The sequence below is a fragment of the Streptomyces sp. NPDC042336 genome (genome assembly GCF_055581985.1).
Map to the genome: position 1 here is coordinate 1 of NZ_JBVJEA010000086.1, position 3,008 is coordinate 3,008.

A 3,008-nucleotide genomic window follows, 5' to 3' on the forward strand; every position below is an offset into this window, starting at 1 on the left:
CGGGGTCTGGGGACTCCTTCCACGTCTTGGTGCACTGGAAGGTGATGCCGCGGCGAGCGAGCAGGCAACGTAACGCCTCACGGCCGATGCAGATGTCGGCGTACTCGTCTATGTGCAGAGCTGCGTACGGATGAACGTGCAGAGCAAGGAGCCCTGTGACGCGCGAGTGTCGTGGTTCGAGATGATGGCGCGGTGTCTCTTCGCTATTTCAATCAGACCGGCTGGACCGCGATCTTCAACGGCAGCGACGCCGAGATCGGCCGCATGGTGCGTGTGGAGGGCTGGGACCAGGCGACCGGGACGGCCCTGGTCGTCGATCCCAAGCGCGGCGCCCTTCGTGCGGTGACGGACTATGAGGACTTCTCCCACCTGGAGCGAGCCGACCAGGTCGTGGCCGCCGTGCCTGGTGGAGGGTGGCGGGTGCACTGGAAGGACGAGGGACCAGGGGGAACGCCGCTGACGGAACAGGTGCTGGCCTGGCTCATCACGTCGCAGGGGCGGGCGACGGCCATCACGGTCGATGCCGAGGGGCATGTCGAGGACGCTGACGGGGCCGACGCCTTCATCCCGCCGGGCGAGGATCCGGCGTCCTGATCGCAGCTGATCAGGCCACGTCGTTCTCTCGCTCGATGGCCTGGAGACGGTTCTTCAGCCGGTAGCTGGGGCCGTTGATGGAGATCACTTCGCAGTGGTGGAGAAGTCGGTCGAGGATGGCGGTGGCGAGGACCTCGTCGCCGAAAACCTGGCCCCATTCGCTGAAGGTCTTGTTCGAGGTCAGGATGATCGAGCCCTTCTCGTAGCGCTTGGAGATGACCTGGAAGACCAGGTTCGCCTCGGCTCGTTCGAGGGGCTGGTAGCCGACCTCGTCGACCACGAGAACGCCGGGCCGCAGATAGGTACCGAGCTTGTTCGTCAGCCGTCCGGCGGCCTCGGCGGTCTTGAGATTGCGGACCATGTCGTCGAGGCTGGTGAAGTAGATCGAGTAGCCGGCCCGGCAGGCCGCGACCGCGAGGGCGACGGCGATGTGCGTCTTGCCGACGCCGGGCGGCCCGAGCAGAGCGGCGTTCGCCTTGCCCTCGACGAACGAGAGGGTGGCGAGGTCCTTGACCTTGCGCGGGTCGAGGTCGGGCTGGAAGGAGAAGTCGTACTCGTCGAGCGTCTTGTGGTGCGGCAGCTTCGAGAGCCGCCGCCCCTGGCGGAAGCGGCGGTCGTCGCGGACGGCGAGTTCCTCGGACAAAACCAGGTCGAGGAAGTCGAGGTAGCCCATCTTGCCCTCGTCGGCCCGCCGGGTGTACTCCCTGATGGTTTCCGCCAGGTGAGGCAGGCCGAGCTTGCCGGCCGTGTTGCGGATGCGGGTGGAGACCAGCTCGCTCAAGACGTTTCCCTTGTGCTCGGGTGGGTGGTGAAGGGGCGGGTTCCGGTCAGCTCGTCATAGACCGACAGCGGACGGCGGCCGACCTCGATATGAGTGGCCGCAGCCCGGTTCAGCAGAGCTTGCAAAGGCCCGGTCTCCTCGCCCCGAGGACGTTCACGACGGGGCTGTGGCAGGACATCGCCGGTAGTGGTCCGGCGCCCCTGGCCCGTGGGCAGGCCGTCCCAGTGGGCCTCTTCGACGACCCGGACCCCGCGGCCGATCGCACGCGGATGGATCGCCAGCAGCGTCTCGCCGTCGGCATTCGCAATGGTGGAATGCAGCATGATCTGTGACTTCGTGGCCCGGATCTCCACCAGTTGCCGGGGGCGGGCCTTGCGGGCGGGCACCGAGTAAAGGTTGCCGCCGAAGGCGACCAGGCAGTCCTTGCCGACCGGTCGCAGATGCCGCTCGGCCACCAGGTATGGGGTCGACGGAAGAGGCTTGAGAGCCACGTGATCACGGGCCGCCCGTTCACCAATGATCTGCTGGTGGGTCCGGTGGGCCTGAGCTCGTCGCTGCGGGACCCAGGCGATGAAGGCGGCGTCCATCTCCTCGATGGAGGAGAAGGACCGGCCGGACAGGACGTGGTCGCGGACGATCAGGACCTGACGCTCGACACGGCCCTTGCCCGTGGGCCGGTAGGCGGCCAGAACGTCGATATCGAAGTCGTAGTGGCCGGCGAACCCGACCGCTTCCGGGTGCAGTGGGACCGCCTCACCCGGGGCGACGTGGCGTCGCACGACGGTCTTGGTCCGGTCATAGACGATCGTCATCGGCACCCCGCCGAAGTGCGCGAACGCACGGCGATGGCAGTCGAAGAACGTCTGCAGGTCCTGGCTGGTGGTGAAGCAGCAGAACGGGTCGCGCGAGTACGACAGCGTCATGTGGAAGGAATAGACCTTCGGGATGCCCATGTGGGCGAGGATTTTGCCCTCGTCGCCCCAGTCCACCTGGGCCTGGGCGCCGGGGATCACCTCGAAGCGGCGGTGCATGCCCGCCAGCTCATTCGGCGTAATGCCAAGTTCCTCGGCGATCCGGGGCCGGGCTTCCTGGACGTAGAGCTTGGTCCGCTGATAGTTGCCGGTGAACCCGTACTCCTGGGCGAGCCGCTCGTGGATCACCGCGGCCTTCATCAAAATCTCCGCACGCAGCATCGAGTCGACCAGCGGCGCGAACTCGTCGATCACTCTGACCCGTGACCGGCCGTTCGGCGACCGGCGCGGAGGTGCGGCGGGTCCGTCGGCTGCCAAGTACTTGCTGACCGTCCGCCAGTTCAGGCCTGTCTCCTTGGCGACCTCGGTCAGGCTCATCGCTCCGGACTCGACCAGGCCACGAAAGCGCCGTAGCTCCAGCCAGCGCTGCGGATCCAGGACCACGGCCACCCCATCTCTGCGACCTCGACCAACAGGCAGCAGAGTGCCGAACCCTGAACCTCAGCACATCAGGAACCCTGCACGTTCATCCGTACGCGGCCCTGCACGTTCACGTGTACGCCGACAGCAGATGACGCGGCCGTGCACTTTCCGCAGGTAGGCGGCGAGTTTGCGGATGGACCAGCGGGTGAAGGGCTGGCCGAGCTTGGTCGGGCGGGTGA

Annotated in this window: 3 protein-coding genes and 2 pseudogenes; 1 reads left to right on the forward strand and 4 read right to left on the reverse strand. The window is 66.8% G+C overall.

What is annotated here, in order from left to right; translation table 11 throughout:
* Positions 1-94: pseudogene (locus tag ACZ6IM_RS42425) on the reverse strand (transposase); the annotation flags it as partial.
* Between the two features lie 98 nt (positions 95-192).
* On the opposite strand from ACZ6IM_RS42425, the gene ACZ6IM_RS42430 reads away from it, so the two are divergent.
* Positions 193-594 (forward strand): hypothetical protein, encoded by a 402-nt coding sequence (locus tag ACZ6IM_RS42430; RefSeq protein WP_319218751.1) that lies wholly within the window; start codon positions 193-195, stop codon positions 592-594.
* A gap of 10 nt (positions 595-604) precedes the next feature.
* Here the strand turns inward: ACZ6IM_RS42430 and istB are convergent, their stop codons facing one another.
* The 3 genes and pseudogenes from istB to ACZ6IM_RS42445 form a co-directional block, all read right to left on the reverse strand.
* Positions 605-1,375, reverse strand: a complete 771-nt coding sequence (gene istB / locus ACZ6IM_RS42435) for an IS21-like element helper ATPase IstB (protein WP_319218749.1) — start codon at positions 1,373-1,375, stop codon at positions 605-607.
* Entirely contained in the window at positions 1,372-2,796 is a 1,425-nt protein-coding gene (istA, locus tag ACZ6IM_RS42440) for an IS21 family transposase (RefSeq protein WP_469564591.1), read from the reverse strand. The genes istB and istA overlap by 4 nt, the downstream gene beginning before the upstream one ends.
* A 120-nt stretch (positions 2,797-2,916) precedes the next feature.
* Positions 2,917-3,008: pseudogene (locus tag ACZ6IM_RS42445) on the reverse strand (transposase); the annotation flags it as partial.